Genomic DNA, 20,207 nt, shown 5'->3' on the forward strand with positions numbered 1-20,207 from the left:
AGGCGTCACCCGGGGCGGGGCCCCCGGACCCCTTGACGCCTAGAGCAGTGACGGGACCTCTGCTGCTGCCACTTCCCTCGCCGCGCGTTCCAATGCACTCGCCAGCAGGGCAAGATCCGTCGGGCCGTTGCCCAGTTCCCGGACCGGGCGGCGGGCCGGAGGGTCACCCATGTGTTCCCACTCCAGAGGGACGACCGTGGGGCGCAGGGTCGCCGTGCGGGGGATGCGGCCGGTGACCCGGCCGGCCTGGAACGCCGTGGCCCGGCCGTCGGGCCGGGTCAACCGGCCGCGGCCGGGCGCCGGTTCGTCCGGGCCGGTGGCCGGGGTGTCCAGCGTGACGCGGAGGGTGGCCCGGCGGGCCGCTTCCGACTCCGCCGTACGGCCGCCCGGGCCGGTCGCGGCCACCAGGTGGACGCCCAGGCGCTCGCCCTCACGGGACACCGCCTCCAGCGCGCGTATGACCGAGCCGGCGGCCGGCCGGCCCGGGGAGCCGAGGGGCGGCGAGACCAGGGCGTCCAGGTCGTCCACGATCACGACCAGACGGGGCAGCGGGGGTGCCGTCTCCGTCCGGCGCCGGGCCGCGGCCGGACGCAGGCGGATCGTGGAGCTGGGCGGCGAGTCGAGGTCGGCGGCCGCCGGGTCGCCGGGCGTACCCGCGGTGCCTGTGGCGCTGCGGGGGGACGCCGTGCGCTGGGCGACCATACGGCCCGACAGCTCCCGGCCGGTGTGCCACTCTGCGAAGTCGGAGCGGCCCAGCAACTCCGCGCGCCGCTTCAGCTCGGCGCTCAGGGACTGGGCGAACTCCCGCATACGGACCGGGTCGTTGGCGATGAGGTGGGTGGTCACATGCGGTACGTCGGTGCACACGCGCAGGCCCTCGCCGTGGCCACCGGCGCCCACGGTGTCCCGGCCGTCCATCAGGACGATGCTGAGACGGTCGGGGCGCTCGGCCGCGGCCAGCGAGGCGACGGCCGCCCGCAGCAGTTCCGTACGGCCGCTGCCCGCGGGGCCCTCGATCAGCAGGTGCGGGCCCTCGGCCACGAGGTCGGCGCAGACCGGGCCGCGCGGCCCGGCCCCCAGCACCGCCCACGCCCGGCCGCCGAGCGACTCCGGGTCGTCGGCCGCGTCCGCCCAGCGGGTCATCAGCGACGGCGGGGTGGCCCGGGCCAGCCCCAACTCGTCCAGCAGGCGCGCCGACTGGGGCAACGGCGAGGACACGCGCGTGTGCCCCGCACCGGCGGTGCCGTCCGTCCGCAGCGGCGCCAGCGCCCGCGCGAACCGCTCGGCCCAGGCCGCGGAGACGGCGTCCACGGCGGCGACCGTGCCGTGGCCGACGGGGGTGGGGGTGGCCGTGGCGACTGCGCTGAGGTGGACGGTGTCGGCGTCGGTGCGCGGACCTGGGCCGGTGGAGGGGATCTCGGCACCGGGGCGGGTGCGGTCGCTCTCGGAGCGGCCGGGAGTGGCGCCGGTGCCGTCGCTCTCACGGCCCGCCTCCGCGGGGACCCCTGCTCGGGCCACCCGCATCAGCCGCAGTGCCGTCGCCACGTCCCCGCTGAGCAGGCCGACCGCCCCGCACTCGCGGAACGTGGGGGCCGCCGCGCACGCCGCCTCGTAGGTGTCCGTCACCGGAGAGGCGGGCGAGGCCGGGGCCGTCTCGGCCAGGCACACGACGTGGATGCCGGCGCGGGGACCCTCCGCCGCCAGCCGCGCCACCGCCTTGCGCAGGCCTGCGCCGCCGGGATCGCCGTCCACGACCACCACGGTGTACGGCCCGGGGAAGCCGCCGCTCGTCCCGTCCTCCGTGTCGTCCCGGGCCCAGGAGGGCCGTCGGGTGGTGTTCCGGGGGTGGTCCTGCGGGGTGGCGGAGCGGGCGGCCGGCACGGTTCCGCGGGCCGGGGCGAGCTCGGAGTCGGCCAGGTGGTCGTCGAGGCGCCGCAGAAGTTCGTCGGTGCGGGCCGCGGCCTGTTCGCGGTCGTGGGCGAGAAGGAGACGGCAGTCCTGGCCGTGTCCCGGGCGGACATGGGGGAGCCAGCCGAGCCAGGACCACTCGGCGGTGCGCTCCTGCGCGGGCCGGGAGCGGTCCGCGCTGATCAGGACGATCTCCAGGGTCTCGGGGGCGTGCAGGGCGGCGAGCTGGGCGACCACCGCGCGGGCCAGCCCGGCGAGCCGCGCGCGGGGACCGGCCAGGCCCAGCGCACCGACCTCGCGCAGATCCGCGGTGACCGGAACGGCCGGCAGCAGCCCCGAGCCGTCGGGGGCCGCCCGGTCGGCGGTGCCGAGCCGCACGGTGAGGGCCTCCGCATGCCCGGGCCCGCGCTCCCACAGGCGCGCGCCGGGACCCAGTGCGGTCAGCAGCAGGGCGGCCGGGTCGGGCCAGACCTCGGGCAGCTGGGACGCGGTGGCCGAGGGCACGGCGGTGACGGGCCGGCTCGTCTCGCCGTACGCCTCGTCCTGCTCGGATGTCTCCTGCTCACCCCGTCCCCCGGCCAGTCGCCGGGCCCACGCGGACAGCCCGCCGCGCCGCCGCACACCCTGCGGTACGTCGGTCCCGCGCAGGGGGGTGCCCTTGCGGCGACCCGTCGCGGGGGCGTCTGCCGGATCGGGAGCCGAGGGCAGTGCCTGCTCGGTTGGGGGAGGCGGGGGGACGGCGGTGGTGCGCGTCACTTCGAAGGAGCCGAGCCCGGAGCGGCCGCCATGAGTGTCCCCGGGGTTGGTGTCGGTGTCGTCCCGGTGCTCGATCCGAGGCGCGCCGCCCTGGCCCGGCACGACGACCGGCGGCTCGGCGGGGCCGTGCCCCTGCGCTCCCGGGGTTTCGGGGCCGCCGCCGGACGCGCCCCAGCTCGCGGAGCCGTAGGCGTGACGGGTCCGGTCGGTGGGCGGCCGGGGCGAGGAGTCGCCGCCGGCGCGACCCTCCTCCAGGCCTGCCGACACCCTGCCCCGCGCGCGGGGCGACCGCTCCGCCTGTGCGGGGACCGAACCGGACGCACTTGTGCCGTCCTCGCGAGCTCCTGCCGTCCCGCGCCCCTGGGCAGGGCCCGGCGGGCGCGCCCCGTTCACGGTCGGTCCATGACCACTGCCGTTCGCTTCACCGGCCGCGCCCGAAGCTCCGTGTGCCCGGCTCCCGCCCGGTACCGGGCCGGCCTCGCCCGGGGTCACTCGTACATGTCCCTCGCCGTCCGGTTCCGTCCCGAGCCGTCGCCCCCCGCTCGGCGACAGCCGGAGCACCGACTCGCCGATCCTCAGGAGTGCTCCCGGGGTGAACCGGACCGGGCGGGTGCCCACGCGGGAGCCGTCCAGGGTCGTGCCGTTGGTGGAGCCGAGATCGGTTACCGAGACGCGGCCGTCGGGCGCGACCGTGACCGCGCAGTGCAGGCGGGAGACGTCGGGGTCGTCCAGGGGCACGTCGGCGTCGGCGGAGCGGCCGATGTGGATCTGGCCGCCATGCAGCAGATGGACGCCGCCGGCGTCGGGGCCGGCGACCACATGGAGCTGGGTGGGGGCCTCGTCGAGCTCCGGGTGGGGCTCGGGGGCCGCCGGGCCGCCCAGGGACAGCACGGCGCCGTCGATCAGCGGGGGCTCGCCCAGGGTGGCGCGCTGGGCGTCCAGCCGCTCACCGTCCGCGTACAGCACGACCGGACCGCCGCCGCGCTCGGCCTCGCCCGCGCGGGAGGCGCCCTCCCCCGGGACCGCCGAGGCGAGTGCCGTGGCCACCGCGGCCAGTGCCGTGCCGACGGGAGCGGTGACCAGCACGTCGCGGCTCGCGGCGCGGCCCCGGGTCCGGTCGGGCGGGCCCAGCGGGTCTACGACGGTCAGCCGGATCTGCATCGCCGTCAGCGGTCCCTTCTGCTCGGACGCGGACATCCCCACCCCGCACGAGCACCATCGGCCAGTACTGCACGCATCCTCGCACCTGACACTGACAACGCGCCCGTCGCCCGAGGGCAAGTGATCTTGATTGGTCAGCTCTGCCCCCAAAAGTGCCTGACCACTGCTGCGCCGGTGATCACTTGAGATCGGTCACGTCCACGTCCGGCAACCAGGGACCCGGACGGAGCGTCTTTCCTTCGAACGTGCTTGGCAGCGCTTACGTAGTGCCGTGAGGAGCGGCACTACAGTGGGTCGGAACGACAGCCAGCAGCAGGGAGTGCATGACGTGCGGCCGGTAGGCAGCAAGTACTTCCTCGAGGAGCCGCTCGGACGCGGTGCCACGGGGACCGTGTGGCGTGCCCGCCAGCGGGAGACCGCGGGCGCCGAGGCCGCCGTACCGGGACAGCCCGGCGAGACCGTCGCGATCAAGGTCCTCAAGGAGGAGCTCGCGAGCGACCCGGACATCGTGATGCGGTTCCTGCGCGAGCGCTCCGTCCTGCTGCGGCTGACCCATCCCAACATCGTGCGGGTGCGCGACCTGGTCGTCGAAGGCGATCTGCTCGCCCTGGTCATGGACCTCGTCGAGGGCCCCGACCTGCACCGCTATCTGCGCGAGAACGGCCCCTTCAGCCCCGTCGGCGCCGCCCTGATCACCGCCCAGATCGCCGACGCGCTCGCCGCCAGCCACGCCGACGGCGTGGTCCACCGCGACCTCAAGCCCGCCAACGTCCTGCTGAGGCAGCACGGCGGCCAGATGCACCCCCTCCTGACCGACTTCGGCATCGCGCGTCTCGCGGACTCCCCGGGCCTGACCCGGACCCAGGAATTCGTCGGCACGCCCGCGTACGTCGCGCCCGAGTCCGCCGAGGGCCGCCCGCAGACCTCCGCCGTCGACATCTACGGCGCCGGCATCCTGCTGTACGAGCTGGTCACCGGCCGTCCGCCGTTCGCCGGCGGTTCCGCACTCGAAGTCCTGCACCAGCACCTGAGCGCCGAGCCGCGCCGCCCCTCCACGGTCCCCGACCCGCTGTGGACGGTCATAGAGCGCTGTCTGAGCAAGAACCCGGAGCGCCGCCCCAGCGCCGAGAACCTCGCGCGCGGGCTGCGCGTCGTCGCCGAGGGCATCGGCGTGCACGCGAACTCCGCGCAGATCGCCGCGGCGGAGAACGTCGGCGCGCTGCTGCTCCCCGACCCCGACCCGGCCGCCGTGCCGGACACCCCGGGCGCCGCCGACCCGACGCAGGTGCTGCCGCACGGCGCGGGCGCCTACGACCCGAACGCCGCGACCAGCTTCCTGCCGCACACCGGTCCGGGGAACCCCGTCGGCGCCGCCGACCCCACCGCCGTACTCCCGCACCGCGGCGCGGCCGATCCGACGGCCGTCATGCCGCCGGTGCCGCCCGGACAGCCCGGACAGGGCCAGTACGGGCAGCAGGGACAGCAGCCCGGCGGGCCCGAGGACCCGCACCCCTGGCAGAACCAGCTGCGCGCGGCCCGTGACCGCAACGAACAGACCCAGGTGCAGTACCTCGACCCCAACGAGGACCCGCTGCGCCGCCGCCCCCAGCGGCAGGTCGCCAGGCCGCAGCAGCAGCCGCCCCAGCGGCAGCAGCGGCCCCCGCAACGGCCGCCGCAGGGCGGTTACGGCCGTCAGCCGCAGCAGCCCCAACAGCCCCAACAGCCCCAGCAGTACGCCCCGCAGCAGCAGCCGCAGCGGTACGCGCCCCCGCCGCAGCCCGAGCGCCCCGTGCGCGAGCCCCGGCAGCCGCGGCAGCGCAGTGCCAACCGGATGAGGATCCCCGGTCTGGGCTGCCTCAAGGGCTGTCTGTTCACGATCGTCATCCTCTTCGTCGCGAGCTGGCTGATCTGGGAGCTGAGCCCGCTGCAGGACTGGATCGGCACCGGCAAGGGCTACTGGCAGCAGATCGGGGACATCATCGACACCGTCAGCAAGTGGATCGGGGATCTGGGCGGAAACTCCTCAGGTCAGCAGTAACTCTGGGGATTTGTCGACACCCAGCGGGTGATTTCCGTCTCCGCGGTGAAGGTTGGCTCTTCCGGCGCGTAGTTTTAGCGACAACACGCGTCTGTAGGAGCAGCCTTGGCACGGAAGATCGGCAGCCGGTACACCGCCAACCAGATCCTGGGGCGGGGCAGCGCCGGCACGGTGTGGCTGGGCGAGGGCCCCGAGGGTCCCGTCGCCGTCAAGCTGCTGCGTGAGGATCTCGCGTCCGACCAGGAACTCGTCGGACGCTTCGTCCAGGAGCGCACGGCTCTGCTGGGCCTGGAGCACCCCCACGTGGTCTCCGTACGCGACCTCGTGGTCGACGGCAACGACCTCGCGCTCGTCATGGACCTGGTCCGGGGCACCGATCTGCGCACCCGGCTCGACCGGGAGAAGCGGCTCGCCCCCGAGGCGGCGGTGGCGATCGTGGCGGATGTCGCGGACGGGCTGGCCGCCGCGCACGCCAAGGGGGTCGTGCACCGGGACGTGAAGCCGGAGAACATCCTGCTGGACATGCAGGGGCCGCTGGGCCCCGGGGGCGCGCATCCCGCCCTGCTGACGGACTTCGGTGTGGCCAAGCTCATCGACTCGCCGCGGCGCACCCGGGCCACGAAGATCATCGGGACGCCGGACTATCTGGCACCGGAGATCGTCGAGGGCCTGCCGCCGCGGGCGTCCGTGGACATCTACGCCCTGGCGACCGTCCTGTACGAGCTGCTGGCCGGGTTCACACCGTTCGGGGGCGGGCATCCCGGGGCGGTGCTGCGGCGGCATGTGACGGAGACGGTGGTTCCGCTTCCGGGCATCCCCGACGAGCTGTGGCAGCTGATCGTGCAGTGTCTGGCCAAGGCACCGGCCTCCCGCCTGCGGGCGTCCGAGCTGGGGACGCGGTTGCGGGAACTGCTGCCGTTGCTGGCCGGGATGCCCCCGCTGGACGTGGACGAACCGGACACGGAGCAGGAGGAGGAGCCGGACGGGGAAGCGCCGACGGCGGCCTCCGACGGGGAACCGGTGTCCTCCGGGCGGCCGGCGCGCCGGGGAGCCGTGCCGCTGGTGCCGGGCGCCAAGCCCGCCGACTCCAACCGGGACACGCACACCTCGATGAGGGTGCCGGGCCCTGACGAGCTGGCCGGCGGCGCGCGGGGGACCGCCCGGGTGCCGAGGCCCGCCGGGGCGCCGCGGCCGGGATCCGCGCGGCACCGGGCGACCACACGGCGGCGGAGGCTGGTCGTGGGGATCGCGGGACTGGTGCTGGTCGCGGCGGCGGGCGCCGGGATATGGGCGGCCACATCCGGCGACGACGCGGGAGCGTCACCGCAGGACACGAAGAACTCGGCGCCCGCCTCCCCCTGAGGGGCGTGGCCCTGGGTGACGGCGGGCGCACGGGCGAGGTCGGTTGCCACAGCCGTTAGGCTGGAGGGCGTGGCAGTCGTCGATGTATCCGAAGAGCTCAAGTCCCTCTCCTCGACCATGGAGTCGATCGAGGCCGTTCTGGACCTCGACAAGCTGAGGGCAGACATCGCCGTGCTCGAGGAGCAGGCGGCCGCGCCGTCCCTGTGGGACAACCCGGACGAGGCGCAGAAGATCACCAGCAAGTTGTCCCACCTCCAGGCGGAGGTCAGGAAGGCGGACGCGCTGCGCGGCCGCATCGACGACCTCTCCGTGCTGTTCCAGATGGCCGAGGAGGAGGACGACCCGGACACCCGTGCCGAGGCCGAGACCGAGCTCGTCTCCGTCAAGAAGGCGCTCGACGAGATGGAGGTCCGGACCCTCCTGTCCGGCGAGTACGACTCCCGCGAGGCGCTCGTCAACATCCGCGCCGAGGCCGGTGGCGTCGACGCCGCCGACTTCGCCGAGAAACTGCAGCGGATGTACCTGCGCTGGGCGGAACAGAAGGGCTACAAGACCGAGATCTACGAGACCTCGTACGCCGAAGAGGCCGGCATCAAGTCGACCACCTTCGCCGTGCAGGTGCCGTACGCCTACGGGACGCTCTCGGTCGAGCAGGGCACGCACCGGCTCGTGCGGATCTCGCCGTTCGACAACCAGGGCCGCCGCCAGACCTCCTTCGCGGGCGTCGAGATCCTCCCCGTGGTCGAGCAGACCGACCACATCGAGATCGACGAGTCCGAACTGCGCGTGGACGTCTACCGGTCGTCCGGTCCCGGCGGACAGGGCGTCAACACCACCGACTCCGCGGTCCGGTTGACCCACCTGCCCACCGGCATCGTCGTCTCCTGCCAGAACGAGCGCTCGCAGATCCAGAACAAGGCGAGCGCGATGAACGTCCTCCAGGCCAAGCTGCTGGAGCGGCGCCGCCAGGAGGAGCAGGCCGCGATGGACGCCCTCAAGGGCGACGGCGGCAACTCCTGGGGCAACCAGATGCGTTCGTACGTCCTGCACCCGTACCAGATGGTCAAGGACCTGCGCACCGACTTCGAGGTCGGCAATCCCGAGGCTGTGTTCAACGGCGAGATCGACGGCTTCCTCGAAGCCGGAATTCGCTGGCGCAAGCAGCAGGAGAAGTAACTTTGTCGACTTGACCACCGTTCTGCAACTGCCGCCCGCCGGGCGGCAGTTTGCTTTATGTCTGGGTTTTACATCACACTCACAGACCGCTTTCCCCGGCATTGGGCCCTTACCGGGACATCGCGCCCGCAACGGCCTTGACGTTGCTTTGAAAAATGGGAAGGGTAAAGCGTGGCATGCGTATCTCTGGGGCGCATGTGAACCGGGGGACTTGAGCAACCGCTACCTTCTCCCGTCGATCACGGCCCCGAGCGCCGCCTCATTGACGATGAGCTACTGGGGGTAGCAACCACATGACGAAGAAGACGCGGATCCGGATCGCGCGCATAGCCGCCGGTGCCGTGATCGCGGCCGGTGCCTCGCTGACTGCTGCCGGCGCTGCTTCCGCGCTGGAGATCAACGTGGGCGTGGGCGACAGCGGGGTCGGCGTGAACGTCGACTCCGGCCTCGGCGACGACCCGACCGACCCGGTCACGGAGATTCCGACCGACCCGGTCACCGAACTCCCCACGGACCCGGCGACCGATCTTCCGACGGACCCGGTGACGCCGCCGGTCACCGAGGAGCCCACGGACCCGACCGAGGAGCCCACCGAGCCCACCGAGGACCCGACCGACCCGGGTAACGGGAACGGCAACGGTAACGGGAATGGCAACGGAAACGGCAACGGAAACGGCAACGGCAACGCCGGGGGCGGCAACAGCAACACCGACCCCGACGGCGGCTCCAACACCTCCGTCCAGGAAGAGGGCTCCTCGGCCCTCACCGACACCGGCGCGGACACCACGTCCAACACGTCGGCCCAGGGCAACGGGCAGGAGCTCGCCGAGACCGGTGCCGGTCAGACCGCCTTCCTGGTCATCGGTGCCGCCACGATGATCGCCGGCGGTGTCGGCTTCCGCCTGCTGCCGCGTCTGGCGGGCGGCCGTGGTGGCGCTGCCGCCTGACGGTGACCCCAGGTAGTCGCACGCCTGCCTAGCGTGGGCATGCTGAACGGCGAAGGGCCCGGAGCGAGTCCGCTCCGGGCCCTTCGTATGTCCTCGGCCCGTAGTCCTCGGCCCGTATGCCCTCGACCGCCGCCTACGCGGTCTGGTGCGCCAGCAGTGCCACCGTCGCGATCAGGATCGCGAGCAGGGCGATCAGGGCCGTCGGGTTCAGACCCGCGAAGGGATTGTCCTGCTGCAGCCGGTCGCGGTTCGCGCGGCACACCGGGCACCGGCCCTCGCTCACGGGTGCCGCGCAGTTTGCGCACACCAGGCGGTCGTACGTCATGCGCGTCACCCTTCTTGCGAATGTGTTCCACAGGGAGAACGGTTCCGGGTCCCAGAACGTTCCCCTCCCTACTGTGCCAGGTTCCACCAGGGGTCGCCTGTGCGCTGCCGGAGCCGGGGTTCCCAGGTGGGCACAAAACCGCCCAAGCAATACGCAACCCGAACCGGCGCCTGCGCTCGCGCACCCGGTTCGCGTATGGTCACGCTCATCTACCCCCGGCCTACCGTGGTGCATCCGTGATCCGATTCGACAACGTATCCAAGGTCTACCCCAAGCAGACCCGCCCCGCACTCAGGGATGTCTCCCTGGAAGTGGAGAAGGGCGAGTTCGTGTTCCTCGTCGGGTCCTCCGGCTCCGGAAAGTCCACCTTCCTGCGGCTGATCCTCCGCGAGGAGCGGTGCAGCCAGGGACAGGTGCACGTGCTGGGCAAGGACCTCGCCCGTCTGTCCAACTGGAAGGTGCCGCAGATGCGGCGCCAGTTGGGGACGGTGTTCCAGGACTTCCGGCTCCTGCCCAACAAGACGGTCGCCGAGAACGTGGCCTTCGCGCAGGAGGTCATCGGCAAGTCGAAGGGCGAGATCCGCAAGTCCGTGCCGCAGGTGCTCGACCTCGTCGGGCTCGGCGGCAAGGAGGAGCGGATGCCCGGTGAGCTCTCCGGTGGTGAGCAGCAGCGCGTGGCGATCGCCCGGGCCTTCGTGAACCGGCCCAAGCTGCTGATCGCCGACGAGCCCACCGGCAACCTCGACCCGCAGACCTCCGTCGGCATCATGAAGCTGCTGGACCGGATCAACCGGACCGGCACGACCGTCCTGATGGCCACCCACGACCAGAACATCGTGGACCAGATGCGCAAGCGCGTCATCGAGCTGGAGAAGGGCCGTCTCGTCCGCGACCAGGCACGCGGCGTCTACGGATACCAGCACTGACCGCCGTTCGAAGAGTCCCCGGAAAGGCCTGAAGAAGACGCCATGCGCGCCCAGTTCGTACTCTCCGAGATCGGTGTCGGTCTCCGTCGCAACCTGACGATGACGTTCGCGGTCATCGTCTCCGTCGCCCTGTCGCTCGCCCTGTTCGGCGGATCGCTCCTGATGAGCGACCAGGTCGGCGCCATGAAGGGCTACTGGTACGACAAGGTCAACGTCTCGATCTTCCTCTGCAACAAGAGCGACGCCGAGTCGGACCCCAACTGCGCCAAGGGCGCGGTGACCGAGGACCAGAAGAAGGGCGTCCTTGCCGACCTGAAGAAGATGTCGGTCGTCGAGACGGTCATCCACGAGACGCAGGACGAGGCGTACAAGCACTACAAGGAGCAGTTCGGCGACTCCCCGCTGGCCGCGTCCCTCACCCCGGACCAGATGCAGGAGTCGTACCGGATCAAGCTGAAGGACCCGGAGAAGTACCAGGTCATCGCGACCGCGTTCAACGGCCGGGACGGCGTGCAGTCCGTGCAGGACCAGAAGGGCATCCTGGACAACCTCTTCACGATGCTGAACCTGATGAACCGGGCCGCGCTGGGCGTCATGGCGCTCATGCTGATCGTCGCCCTGCTGCTGATCGTCAACACGGTGCGTGTCTCGGCGTTCAGCCGTCGGCGGGAGACCGGGATCATGCGGCTCGTGGGCGCGTCCGGCTTCTACATCCAGGCGCCGTTCATCATGGAGGCCGCCGTCGCCGGCGCGATCGGCGGCGGGCTCGCCTGTGTCTTCCTGGTCGTCGGCCGGTACTTCACCGTCGATCACGGCATGGCCCTGGCCTCCAAGCTCAACCTGATCAACTTCGTGGGCTGGGACGCCGTTCTGACGAAGCTGCCACTCATCCTCGCCGCGAGCGTGCTGATGCCCGCGTTGGCCGCGTTCTTCGCGTTGCGCAAGTACCTGAAGGTGTGACGCATGCCAAGAGGGCCGTACGGTCAACCGGCCGTGCGGCCCTCTTGCGTTGTCCTAGACTCACCGGCATGTCGGGCCGAGATCTGTTCTGTCAGCCCCGCCGCATCCGCCGGGGGGCCGCCCTGACATTGGTGTTCGCGAGCGTGCTGGTGGCCGGCGCGGCGACCGGCTCCTTCCCCGAGGCCGACGGCGGCGACCCCAAGTCCTCGTCGGACGCGGCCCGTTCGGTCGCCCCCGCGGGTCACCACGAGGACGTGACCGAGGCGGCCGAGGAGGCCATGGCCGACGGCGCGTCCCCCGTGGAGGCCGCCGCGCGTGCCGTCAGCCGCAGCGGAGACCGCTGGGGGGCCGTCTACTCCCGGGGCGAGTACGAGGAGTTCGAGGAGGCCCTCGACGGCCGGTACACCGGCGTCGGCCTGCGGGCGCGGCGCGAGCGGGACGGCCGTATCGAGGTGACCAGGGTGAGCTCCCACTCGCCCGCGGCCGCCGCCGGGATCCGCGAGGGCGACCGGCTGCGCAGTGTCGACGGGGAGCGGGTGGACGGGCATCCGGTCACCGAGGTGGTCTCCTTACTGCGCGGCGACGCCACGGACGCGGCCGCCGGTACGGCGGTCCGGCTCGGCCTCGAGCGCGGCACACGCGCGTGGACGCAGACCGTCCGGCGTGCCCGTCTGTCCACGGACTCGGTCGCCGTTCGAGAGCTCGCCGGCGGGATCACCGTCATCAGGATCGACTCGTTCACCAAGGGCGTCGGGGACGAGGTCCGGAACGCCGTACGGCAGGCCCCGGCCGGCGGCGGGATCATTCTCGACCTGCGCGGGAACTCCGGCGGGCTGGTCACTGAGGCCGTCACCACGGCGTCCGCCTTCCTCGACGGGGGACTGGTGGCGACCTACGACGTCGACGGATCGCAGCAGGCCCTGCACGCCGAGCCCGGTGGGGACACCGGCAGGGCGTTGGTCGCGCTGGTCGACGGCGGGACGATGAGCGCGGCCGAGCTTCTCACCGGGGCCCTCCAGGACCGGGGGCGGGCGGTGGTCGTGGGGTCGCGGACGTTCGGCAAGGGCTCGGTGCAGATGCCCAGCGCGCTGCCGGGCGGCTCCGTGGCCGAGCTGACGGTGGGGCACTACAGGACTCCGTCGGGGCGAGGCGTCGACGGGCGCGGGATCACACCTGACCTGGAGGCGGACGATCAGGCCCTTCAGCAGGCGGAGACGGTGATCGCGGGGCTCGGCGCCTAGACGGTCGTCCCCGGTGTCGGTGGTCTGCGCACCGCTCGATTAAGGGCTGGCCCCGGCCCCCCTCCCTAGTGCGAAAATGGTCAGCACTATGAGCAAGGGAATGTACGTACCGAAGGAGTCCCAGCCGAAGCAGGGTGGCGGGGGCGGCAAGGCGCAGGACGGGGAGAAGGGGGGCAAGCGCAAGCTGGTCGCCCAGAACAAGAAGGCCCGGCACGACTACGCGATCATCGACACCTACGAGGCCGGGATCGTGCTCACCGGCACCGAGGTGAAGTCGCTGCGCCAGGGGCGGACCTCGCTGGCCGACGGGTTCGTCCAGATCGACGGCGGTGAGGCGTGGCTGCACAACGCCCACATCCCCGAGTACAGCCAGGGCAGCTGGACCAACCACTCCGCGCGCCGCAAGCGCAAGCTGCTGCTGCACCGCGAGGAGATCGACAAGCTGGAGACGAAGGCCCAGGAGACGGGTCACACGATCGTGCCCCTCGCCCTGTACTTCACCAATGGCCGGGCCAAGGCCGAGATCGCCCTCGCGCGAGGCAAGAAGGAGTACGACAAGCGGCAGACCCTGCGGGAGAAGCAGGACCGGCGGGAGTCGGACCGAGCGATCGCGGCGGTGAAGCGCAAGGAGCGGGGCCAGTAGGTCAGGGGCCCTGGACGCGCCGGGAATACGGTGGCATCGACGTGCGTTGGTCACGTACGATGGAGTCAACACCGGCCGCGGTCGGTGTGCTGATTGACAACACAACATGGGGATGATCGGTTTCGACAGCGGCTGTTGAGGCAGGGGAAGCGTGTCGAGGAAGCGGCAATGATCTCGTAAACCATATGTCGCAACCAATAATCGCCAATTCCAAGAGCGATTCCCGCGTCTTCGCCCTCGCTGCCTAATAAGCAGTGAGCGAAGGCCCTAACGGGTGTCAGCCCGGGAGTGTTCCCGACCCGGATCCTGGCATAATTTAGGGGACTAAACCATCGAGCCCGGTCACGGGGTTCGATGGGAAACCAAACAGTGACTGGGCCCGTCGGCGACTTGTTCGCGTGATCGCCGGGGCCGAGAAAATCGCAGCGAACTGCACACGGAGAAGCCCTGGTTCTGCACCGTTGGACGCGGGTTCGATTCCCGCCATCTCCACTCGTCCCTCCGGGGACAACCCCCATGTGGGCGAAGGCCCCGCAGCTTCACGGCTGCGGGGCCTTCGTCATGCCCTGTCCTGGGCTGTCCGGACCGTCCCGAGCTTCACATGTTTCCCACATGTAACCCACAAAACTCTTGTCCTGCACCCGACACGTATGTCTAAGGTGAGCGCCGCGCCGGACGGAGCCGACCACTCCGCCATGGGGCGCGTACACCGGCGACCGGGGGAACACCGTCGCCACGGGGAGGACAACCACCATGCCGAGATATCGGCTCTTCACGCGTGCCCGCACGCGATCCAAGCTCCTGACACCGCTGCTGACGTCCGCGGTCGCCGTGGGCCTCATCGGCTCAGTCGCTGTACAGCCCGAACTGATCAGCCGGTACGCGGCCGAGGACATGGCTTCCGTGGCCGACGCCGGAGACAGCTACGACGGCTTCGACGCGAAGGCCGCCGAACAGCTCCGGGAGGACCAGTGCCGGCTGGGCGAGGTGTTGCGGATGGGCGGCCCGGCCATGTTCGGCGTCGCCCAGGACGGACTGAACCAGACGCCGGACAAACTGCACACCGCGGCGAACCGGGAGTACTGGAACGACACTCCGCTGTCGACGGCGTACGAGCAGGACAGGAACGCCGCTGACAAAGAGGGCTCGGCGCTCTTCGAGCACATGCGTGATTTCGAGATCTCCGGTCTGCCCACACCCGGCGGCTTCAAGTCGGTCGCCGACTTCGAGTGGCCGCCCGGGACGAGCGGTGACGACGGCCTCAACTTCTTTCAGCAAACCGGCATCTACAGGTGGATCTGGGAGCAGTTCTGGAAGGACGAGGGCGACTTCTACCGCGACCTGCCCCCGAAGGCCGACGAGGCCACCGTCAAGGCGGTCAAGGACCTGGGCGACCCGCTGTACGGCGGCGACCCCGACCCGAACGCGCCCGACTGGACTCAGGAGTACGAGGAGCACAAGGCCTACGACCGCCTGCTGAACTGGTCCCCGGAGCCGATGGCCGCCGACAACGCCCGGCTCTTCCTGTCGTACGGCGGTTTCCCGCGCTCCGCGCCCGAGCCGGGCAGCGTCGAGTACCGCATCGCGGTCGAGGACCTGAAGAGCCGGTTCGCCTCCTGCGCCTGGAGCACCCCGGTCGACCCGAACAAGGTGCTCGGCAAGGAGGTCGCCGCGGCCTCCGCCGAGTGGCAGCAGGAGATCGCCGCGCAGGCCACCCCGCGCAACCAGATCCTGACCGCCAACAAGACCGCCACCAAGGCCCTCGCCGCCGGCTCCAAGGCGCTCGGCGAGCTGCTCGGGCTGTCCTGGCGCGCCGACCATCTGGTCCGCTGGCAGGACTACTGGTCGGCCGGCGGACCCGGCTGGATCGGCAACAGCCCCATGGTCGTCCACGCCCACGGCGCGGCCGACATGTGCCTCGAAGTCGGGAACAACAAGACGGACAACGGCACGCCGGTCCAGATCTACACCTGCAACGGCAGTGCCGGGCAGAAGTGGCGGATCAGCGACAGCGACAACGCCCTGGTCCACGACAACTCCGGCAAGTGCCTGGACGTGCCCAGAGCCGACTCCGCGAACGGCACCGCGTTGAGGATCTGGACGTGCAACGGTAGCCCCGCGCAGCAGTGGCAGTACGACACCCACGGCACCACACGCCTGTACAACCCGGTCACCGCCAACTGCCTCGATCTCGCTGCCTACGACAAGGGGCGCGACACGCGGATGTGGGACTGCAAGGGCACCGACGCGCAGAAGTTCGACATCGTTCCGTCCGGGCACCAGGGCGCCGACCGCCTCGGCTACCCGACCAAGGCGGATTTCGACAAGGCGAAGAAGGGCGTCACGGACGCCCAGACCGAGGCGAAGAAGCAGGTCGACCTGCTCAAGGCCCAGGGCGCGACGGCGAAGACGGCCGCCACCACGTCGGACACCGCGCTGACGGCGGCGTACGGCATCGCCGACAAGGCGGGTGCCCCGCGCGGCCGCGGCCTGCTCGTCGGACAGCAGAAGGCGCAGGTCACCAAGGCGTCGTCGGCCGCGCTGGACGCGCTCGCCAAAGCCGGCGACACCGCCTACGCGGCCACCCGCGCAGCCGCCGGGGACAGCGCGACCATCGCCGCCCGCGCCGTGACGCAGGCCGCGCAGTCGAAGGCCGCCTTCCGTACCGCGGCCGCGAACGAGGCCAGGGCCCAGGCGAAGGCCGCCGCCGACGCCGCCGCCCTGCAGGCGCAGACCGCGAAGACGGCCCGGGACCTCGCGAAGGCGAAGCTCACCGAGACGCAGAAGGCCGAGGCCGACGCGAAGGCGGCCGCCGCCGACGCGCACGCCAAGCGGCTCGCGGCGGAGGCCGAGGCGGCGACGGCGAAGGCGGAGAAGGAGACCGCCGCCGCCAAGCAGGCCGAAGCCGCTCAGCACAAGCAGAACGCGCAGGGGTACGCGCAGACCGCCCAGGAGGCCAAGGGCCGGGCGGAGACCGCCGAGTCCACCGCCCGTGCCAAGCGGCAGGACGCCGAGGGCGCGCGGGACCGGGCCAAGGGCAAGCGGGACGACGCGTGGGACGCCGAGAGCCAGGCCAACGCGGCCCGTGCCAAGGCGTCCGCCAAGGACGCCTACGCCGAGGCCCATGACTCCGCGTCGGACGCCACGGAGTCCCGCGCCGCCGCCGACCAGGCGGACAAAGCCGCCGACGACGCGGAGTCGGCAGCACGCTCGGCCCGTTCCGAGGCGGACGCGGCGACCCAGGCCGCGGCCGACGCGGACGCCGCCGCCACCCGCGCGGAGGCCGCCGCCCGGCGGGCCCGTTCCGACGCGGACGGGGCCCAGGCCGCCAAGCTGAGGGCCGACGCGGCCGTCAGTACGGCGACCAGCGCGGCCGCCGACGCCATCAAGGCGTCCGAGGCGTCCGCTTCAGCCGCCCGTACGGCCGTGAAGCTGGCCGACGAGGCGGAGAAGCACGCCGCCGACGCCATGAAGCAGGCCGACGCGTCGAAGGCCGAGGCCGCCAAGGCGGTCGCCGGCGCGGCCGACGCGGCCGGGCACGCCTACACCACCGCCCAAGCGGCGGAGGACGCCGGCAATGCGGCCCAGCAGGTCGCCGCCCCGGCCAACGACGCGATCCAGCTGGGCGCGCCGTACGTCACCACCGACTCGGCCGCGGGCCTCGCCGTCCTGTCGGGCCAGTCGTCCAAGACGATCGCCGAGCAGCAGCGGGCGGTCGCCGAGGCCCACGCGACCAACGCGCAGAAGAACGCGGCCCAGGCGGCGAGCCTCGCGGCAGCGGCCACCGGTGACGCGAAGGCGGCGTACACGCTGGCCGCGGAGGCCGCCGGGTTCGCGGCGGACGCCCGCAGGTCGGCGAAGGAGGCGCTGGGTTACGCCGCCGAGGCAGCCCAGTACGCGGCAGACGCCCAGGCCTCCCTGGCCCGCGCGAAGGAGTACGACCGCCAGGCCACCGAGGACGCGGCCGCCGCCGACCAGGCGGCCGACCACGCCGAGACCTACGCGGCCGACGCCCGCTCCTCCGCCGACCAGGCGGCCCTCGACGCCGAGGCCGCCCGCACGGCCGCGGCTGCGGCCGAGCAGTCCGCCAAGGACGCCCGCGCGGCGGCCGACCGAGCGGACGCCGAGGCGACGGCGGCGGAAGAGGCGGCGAAGGACGCGCAGAAGTACGCGGAGTCGGCGCAGCAGGCGGCCGACCAGGCGGCACGCAACGACGCCAACAGCCAGGTGCAGGCGGGCGCCGGGACCGGGATCGGCGGGGTGTTCTCCGTCATCGACGACATCAAGCAGCGGGGGGACCCGCAGCGGCTGCCGGACGACTGCTCGCGCCTTCCCTGCGACCTGGTGTTCGAGGTGCACTTCGACGCGACAGTCAGTTACTACCTGTGTCTGAACCCGGAGGCACCGGCCACCGAGTCCGGCTGCCCCGCGGCGGACACGCAGTTCCTGAAGACGAAGACATTCACGGATCTGAGCAAGAAGGTCAAGATCTCCTCGTGGGAGGCGACCAAGGACCTGTGGAAAGGCATCTTCGACTCGATCATCGGTGACTTCACCGGCTGCTATCACAAGATCACCACGGCCGACGACGGCGGCAGCTACGGTGACTGCGCCTGGGCCGCCACCTGGCTGCCGCTGGGAGGCCCCATCGCGAAGGTCACCGAGGCGATCCGTGCGGTGGACGCCGCGATGCGCGCCGGCATCGGGGTCGCCGACGCCCTGAAGGCGCTGCGGGCCCTGGATGTGGACGCCCGCGCGCTGTCCGCGATCGAGCGCAGCGCACGGACGTACGAGGAGGCGCGCACAGCCTGCATCCGCAACAGCTTCCCAGGTGACACCCAGGTGGTCCTGGCCGACGGCAGCCGCAAGGACATCCGTGACGTGCGGTTCGGCGACCGGCTCCTGGCCACCGACCCCGACAGCGGAAGCACCCGGGGCGAGCCGGTCACCCGGACCTTCTCCCACCCCTCCACCGACCTGGTGGACATCACACTGGCGGTCGGCGGAAGCCTGACGAGCACTTCGGGTCACAAGTTCTTCGTCACCGGCCGGGGCTGGACCCTCGCGTCCGGCCTGCGTCCCGGCGACAGCCTGCGCACCCCCGGCGGAAGCCTGCGCACGGTGGCCACGGTGCTCGACCGCGACGCCTTGGCACCGCAGACGGTGTACGACCTGACCGTGTCCGGACTGCACACGTTCTACGCGGTGGCAGGCGGCACCCCGGTCCTGGTGCACAACTGCAGCGACCTCATCCTGGACGAGGCCAGCTTCCCCAGCCAGGCGCACACCCTCAAGGACCACGTGCGCCCCAACAGGGCGGACGCGGAGGCGATCGCGCACGACAAGACGGTCAAGAACGGCTACGACACGCCGAACAGTGTGTTCATCGACCAGCAGACCGCGCAGCAGGTCGTCGACTACGCCCTGGCCAACAACGCGGACAGGATCCAGAAGTGGATGGCGGAGAACAGGACGAACGAGCTGACGTGGTCGGGTACCTTCGGGCGCAACAACTCCCTCGGCACGGTCTACTACGACAACGGCCGAGCCGCTCCCAAGGCCACAGGCAACGGCTTCTTCATCAAGCTCGTGCGGGCACCCAAGGTGGAGGGCCAGGCGAAACATCCCCTGGGTTACTACGTACAGACCTGCTACCCGAAGTAAGGAGGCGACCCGCTGTGCAGCGCTTCACCGAGTTCGACTTCGGGGTCCCGTGGGTGATGAGCTTTTTCCACCAGGACTGGTCCTACGAGGCGGACACCCCCGCCGAACTCGTCGCGCGGCGCCTGCCGGACGGGGCCGGGGAGTACGCCCTGGCGGTGCGTCGCGACGCCCGGACGCTCCTCGACGGCCTTCCGTCGCAGACGCTGGAGGTGTTGTGGACGGCCGGCTCGCAGTACGGCCCGAGCTTCCGGCAGACGACGGGTGCCGAGTGGACGCGGACGGTCATCGACGTGTGCGACGCCTGGCTGTCAGCGAACGCCGAGACCCGCCCGCTCACGGGGGCCGACACGGACGACGGTCTGACCCACCGGGACGGGATCGTCGCCGAGATCGAGCAGATGGGGTTCCTGACCGCCGAGGTGCGCCGGGCGCTGGTCGACTGCGCTGACGAGTGCACCCCGGAGCTGGCACTGCGGGTACTGCTGAGGGTGGTCGAGTACGCCCCTGGCGCGTCGTTGTCCGAGGAGCAGTACAAGAGGCTGGAAGGCTTCGGATCGGCCCTGCATTACGGTGAGTTCGTGGTGCAGAACGTCGAGTTCCTGGTCTCCGGCGACTAGAGCACGGCCCGAGGGCCCTGCCGTCCACACCCCGTGGAAGGCAGGGCCCTCAGGCGCGGATCCGGAACACCGGATGGTCCGCCGGGTCCGGCAGCGCGTCCAGGACTCCGGTGACCGTGGGCATGCCGCTGTAGCGCTCGCGGTAGGCGGCGAGCAGGGGCGGGCGGTCCGCCTCCGGGACCTCCTCCACGGTGATGTCCTCCGCGCGGCCCCGGTTGCTCAGCCGGCCCTCGGAGGTCGTGCGCAGATTCAGTGCCCAGTCACTCAGACCGCGGTAGGAGACCAGGTAACGCTCGCCCTCGTGGTCCAGGACCGCCACCGGGACCGTGCGCTCGCGGCCCGAGCGGCGGCCTTTGACGGTGAGGCGGGAGATCATCGACCGCTGGAACAACGGGACGAGCCGGTTGGCCACGTGGCGCTGCATCCAGGGTGGTTTCAGATAGACGCGCATCGCGATCGACTCCCCACGGAGAGTGTGCCGTC

At 71.6% G+C, this 20,207-nt stretch carries 13 protein-coding genes and 1 other RNA gene; 11 read left to right on the forward strand and 3 right to left on the reverse strand.

Annotated features, from left to right (window positions below; all coding sequences use genetic code 11):
• Positions 1 to 39: 39 nt before the first annotated feature.
• The gene (locus ACIRP7_RS40610) at positions 40 to 3,825 is read right to left on the reverse strand and encodes an FHA domain-containing protein (RefSeq protein ID WP_403670588.1); all 3,786 of its coding nucleotides are present in this window, start codon (positions 3,823 to 3,825) and stop codon (positions 40 to 42) included.
• A gap of 328 nt (positions 3,826 to 4,153) precedes the next feature.
• Between ACIRP7_RS40610 and ACIRP7_RS40615 the strand changes: the two genes are divergently transcribed.
• The 4 genes from ACIRP7_RS40615 to ACIRP7_RS40630 all read left to right on the forward strand — a co-directional run bounded on the left by ACIRP7_RS40615 (position 4,154) and on the right by ACIRP7_RS40630 (position 9,348).
• Positions 4,154 to 5,863 (forward strand): serine/threonine-protein kinase, encoded by a 1,710-nt coding sequence (locus ACIRP7_RS40615; RefSeq protein ID WP_403670591.1) that lies wholly within the window; start codon positions 4,154 to 4,156, stop codon positions 5,861 to 5,863.
• Positions 5,864 to 5,968: 105 nt separating this feature from the next.
• Complete coding sequence (locus ACIRP7_RS40620; RefSeq protein ID WP_403670503.1) at positions 5,969 to 7,225, forward strand: serine/threonine-protein kinase; 1,257 nt, start codon at positions 5,969 to 5,971, stop codon at positions 7,223 to 7,225.
• 69 nt (positions 7,226 to 7,294) lie between these two features.
• Complete coding sequence (prfB, locus tag ACIRP7_RS40625) at positions 7,295 to 8,401, forward strand: peptide chain release factor 2 (protein ID WP_403670506.1); 1,107 nt, start codon at positions 7,295 to 7,297, stop codon at positions 8,399 to 8,401.
• Between the two features lie 293 nt (positions 8,402 to 8,694).
• Positions 8,695 to 9,348: a hypothetical protein gene (locus ACIRP7_RS40630; RefSeq protein ID WP_403670509.1), complete on the forward strand. Its 654-nt coding sequence runs from the start codon at positions 8,695 to 8,697 to the stop codon at positions 9,346 to 9,348.
• A 133-nt stretch (positions 9,349 to 9,481) separates the two neighbouring features.
• Here ACIRP7_RS40630 and ACIRP7_RS40635 read toward each other — a convergent pair whose 3' ends face one another.
• On the reverse strand, positions 9,482 to 9,673 hold the full coding sequence (locus tag ACIRP7_RS40635) for a hypothetical protein (RefSeq protein ID WP_403670512.1): 192 nt from the start codon (positions 9,671 to 9,673) through the stop codon (positions 9,482 to 9,484).
• A 236-nt stretch (positions 9,674 to 9,909) separates the two neighbouring features.
• Between ACIRP7_RS40635 and ftsE the strand changes: the two genes are divergently transcribed.
• From ftsE to ACIRP7_RS40670, 7 genes are all read left to right on the forward strand, one after another.
• Positions 9,910 to 10,599: a cell division ATP-binding protein FtsE gene (gene ftsE, locus ACIRP7_RS40640; protein WP_352391116.1), complete on the forward strand. Its 690-nt coding sequence runs from the start codon at positions 9,910 to 9,912 to the stop codon at positions 10,597 to 10,599.
• 42 nt (positions 10,600 to 10,641) lie between these two features.
• The gene (ftsX, locus tag ACIRP7_RS40645) at positions 10,642 to 11,559 is read left to right on the forward strand and encodes a permease-like cell division protein FtsX (protein WP_403670515.1); all 918 of its coding nucleotides are present in this window, start codon (positions 10,642 to 10,644) and stop codon (positions 11,557 to 11,559) included.
• Positions 11,560 to 11,627: 68 nt separating this feature from the next.
• Positions 11,628 to 12,800 (forward strand): S41 family peptidase, encoded by a 1,173-nt coding sequence (locus ACIRP7_RS40650; protein ID WP_403670518.1) that lies wholly within the window; start codon positions 11,628 to 11,630, stop codon positions 12,798 to 12,800.
• Between the two features lie 100 nt (positions 12,801 to 12,900).
• On the forward strand, positions 12,901 to 13,443 hold the full coding sequence (smpB, locus tag ACIRP7_RS40655; RefSeq protein WP_352391203.1) for an SsrA-binding protein SmpB: 543 nt from the start codon (positions 12,901 to 12,903) through the stop codon (positions 13,441 to 13,443).
• 108 nt (positions 13,444 to 13,551) lie between these two features.
• Positions 13,552 to 13,938, forward strand: a transfer-messenger RNA (tmRNA) gene (gene ssrA, locus ACIRP7_RS40660).
• Positions 13,939 to 14,196: 258 nt separating this feature from the next.
• Positions 14,197 to 19,107, forward strand: a complete 4,911-nt coding sequence (locus ACIRP7_RS40665; RefSeq protein WP_403670521.1) for a ricin-type beta-trefoil lectin domain protein — start codon at positions 14,197 to 14,199, stop codon at positions 19,105 to 19,107.
• 14 nt (positions 19,108 to 19,121) lie between these two features.
• Positions 19,122 to 19,724, forward strand: coding sequence for a hypothetical protein (locus ACIRP7_RS40670; protein ID WP_403670523.1), 603 nt, complete (start codon positions 19,122 to 19,124; stop codon positions 19,722 to 19,724).
• A 49-nt stretch (positions 19,725 to 19,773) separates the two neighbouring features.
• On the opposite strand, the gene ACIRP7_RS40675 is transcribed toward ACIRP7_RS40670, so the two are convergent.
• Positions 19,774 to 20,175 carry a nitroreductase family deazaflavin-dependent oxidoreductase gene (locus tag ACIRP7_RS40675; RefSeq protein ID WP_403670526.1) on the reverse strand — a complete coding sequence of 134 codons (402 nt, stop codon included), beginning with the start codon at positions 20,173 to 20,175 and terminating at the stop codon, positions 19,774 to 19,776.
• Between the last annotated feature and the right edge of the window lie 32 nt (positions 20,176 to 20,207).

Origin of the sequence: Streptomyces sp. NPDC102270, assembly GCF_044766405.1 — a bacterium.
Taxonomy (GTDB): domain Bacteria; phylum Actinomycetota; class Actinomycetes; order Streptomycetales; family Streptomycetaceae; genus Streptomyces.

Excerpts from the sequence above, each read along its gene's own strand:
- ACIRP7_RS40665 (WP_403670521.1), top strand. The coding sequence starts at position 14,197 with ATGCCGAGATATCGGCTCTTCACGCGTGCCCGCACGCGATCCAAGCTC.
- ACIRP7_RS40635 (WP_403670512.1), bottom strand. The coding sequence starts at position 9,673 with ATGACGTACGACCGCCTGGTGTGCGCAAACTGCGCGGCACCCGTGAGC.
- ACIRP7_RS40630 (WP_403670509.1), top strand. The coding sequence starts at position 8,695 with ATGACGAAGAAGACGCGGATCCGGATCGCGCGCATAGCCGCCGGTGCC.
- ACIRP7_RS40675 (WP_403670526.1), bottom strand. The coding sequence starts at position 20,175 with ATGCGCGTCTATCTGAAACCACCCTGGATGCAGCGCCACGTGGCCAAC.
- ACIRP7_RS40650 (WP_403670518.1), top strand. The coding sequence starts at position 11,628 with ATGTCGGGCCGAGATCTGTTCTGTCAGCCCCGCCGCATCCGCCGGGGG.
- ftsX (WP_403670515.1), top strand. The coding sequence starts at position 10,642 with ATGCGCGCCCAGTTCGTACTCTCCGAGATCGGTGTCGGTCTCCGTCGC.
- ACIRP7_RS40610 (WP_403670588.1), bottom strand. The coding sequence starts at position 3,825 with ATGCAGATCCGGCTGACCGTCGTAGACCCGCTGGGCCCGCCCGACCGG.
- smpB (WP_352391203.1), top strand. The coding sequence starts at position 12,901 with ATGTACGTACCGAAGGAGTCCCAGCCGAAGCAGGGTGGCGGGGGCGGC.